This window comes from Kineococcus indalonis (assembly GCF_009906395.1).
GTDB classification, from domain to species: Bacteria; Actinomycetota; Actinomycetes; order Actinomycetales; family Kineococcaceae; genus Kineococcus; species Kineococcus indalonis.
On record NZ_JAAALM010000629.1, the window covers coordinates 1 to 2,092 of the forward strand.

General features: G+C 74.0%; 1 protein-coding gene. It reads left to right on the forward strand.

Going from position 1 to position 2,092, the window contains the following annotated elements; all coding sequences use genetic code 11:
* Nucleotides 1–127 precede the first annotated feature (127 nt).
* Nucleotides 128–1,822, forward strand: coding sequence for a glucose-6-phosphate isomerase (pgi, locus tag GTR00_RS19710; RefSeq protein WP_323132629.1), 1,695 nt, complete (start codon nt 128–130; stop codon nt 1,820–1,822).
* Nucleotides 1,823–2,092: the final 270 nt, after the last annotated feature.

Sequence of the window (2,092 nt, forward strand, 5' to 3'; positions counted from 1 at the left end):
GCGCCGCGGGGTGGCGCGGCGGCCGCCCGCGCGCCGCGCACCGCACGTGGCTAACGTCTCGTCCGGCACCAGACCGATGACGACCCGGGCCGGGAGCGCCCGGCCGCACGAGCGCTGGAGGCGACGCGTGAGCGAAGGACCCGTGGACCCGACGAGGACGAGCGCCTGGGAGGCCCTGGCCGCGCACCGCGCCGCCACGACCCCCGACCTGCGGAGCTGGTTCGCCGACGACCCGCAGCGCGCCGACCGGCTGACGTTCGACGCGGCGGACCTGCGCGTGGACCTGTCGAAGAACCTCGTCACCGACGAGACGGTGCGGCTGCTGCTGCAGCTGGCCGAGGAGACCGGCGTCCTGGCGCGCCGGGACGCCATGTTCGCCGGCGAGCACATCAACGTCACCGAGGACCGCGCGGTGCTGCACACCGCGCTGCGCCGCCCGCCGGGCGCGCAGCCGGCGCTGGTCGTGGACGGCCAGGACGTCGACGCCGACGTGCAGCGCGAGCTGGGCGAGGTGCTGGGGTTCGCCGAGTCGGTGCGCTCGGGCCGCTGGACGGGCGTGACGGGCAAGGCCATCCGCACCGTGGTCAACATCGGCATCGGCGGCTCGGACCTGGGCCCGGTCATGGCGTACGAGGCGCTCAAGCCGTACGTGCAGCGGGGCCTGGAGTGCCGCTTCGTCTCCAACATCGACCCCACCGACGTGGCTGAGACGACCGCCGACCTGGACCCGGAGACGACGCTGTTCATCGTCGCCTCCAAGACCTTCGGGACGCTGGAGACGCTCACCAACGCGCGCCTGGCGCGGGCGTGGCTGTGGGAGCGCCTGGGTGCCGCCGGCGTGCTCGCCGACGACGACGGGGCCCGCCGCGACGCGGTGGCCAAGCACTTCGTGGCGGTGTCCACCGCGCTGGAGAAGGTCGAGGCCTTCGGCATCGACCCGGGCAACGCGTTCGGCTTCTGGGACTGGGTCGGCGGGCGCTACTCGGTGGACTCCGCCATCGGCACCTCGCTGGCCGTGGCGGTCGGCCCGGAGCGCTTCCGGGAGTTCCTCGCCGGCTTCCACGCCGTGGACGAGCACTTCCGCACCGCCGAGCCGGCCTCGAACGTGCCGCTGCTCATGGGCCTGCTGAACGTCTTCTACGTCGACCACTGCGACGCGCACACCCACGCGGTGCTGCCGTACTCGCAGCACCTGCACCGCTTCCCGGCGTACCTGCAGCAGCTGACCATGGAGTCCAACGGCAAGTCGGTGCGCTACGACGGCTCGCCGGTGACCACGCAGACCGGCGAGGTGTTCTGGGGCGAGCCGGGCACCAACGGCCAGCACGCCTTCTACCAGCTGATCCACCAGGGCACCCGGGTGGTCCCCAGCGACTTCATCGCCTTCGCGACGCCCGCGCACCCGCTGGTGGACCACGACGCGGGCGACGCCGACGTGCACGCGCTGTTCATGGCGAACTTCTTCGCGCAGACCAAGGCGCTGGCGTTCGGCAAGACGGCCGAGGAGGTCCGCGCGGAGGGCACCGCGGAGGACGTCGTGCCGGCGCGGGTGTTCTCCGGCAACCGGCCCACCACCTCGATCATGGCGCCGGCGCTGACCCCCTCGGTGCTGGGCCAGCTCATCGCGCTGTACGAGCACGTCACGTTCGTCGAGGGCGCGGTGTGGGGCATCGACAGCTTCGACCAGTGGGGCGTGGAGCTCGGCAAGAAGCTGGCGGTGGAGATCGCCCCGGCGCTGACCGGCGACGCCGCGACCCTGGGCGCGCAGGACCCCTCCACGGCCTCGCTGATCCGCTACTACCTGCAGCAGCGCAGCCGCTGAGGCCCGCGGGGGCCGCCGTCGTCCGGCGGCGGTCCCGGTGGGGCCCGGGGGCACCGCTCCCGCGGACCGGTGTCCCCGGGACATCACCGACGGTGACCGCGGGTCCCTCCTCAAGGCCCGGGCGGCGGACGCCGAGACAGGTGTCACCACTGCGCGTGACCGTTCCGAGCGGACGGCCCGCGCAGCGGCACCCGAACGGCCGAGTCCGCAGACCCCCACGCCCGGTGGCGCGCTCCCCCCGCGCGCCACCGGGCGTGGGGGTCTGCGGAC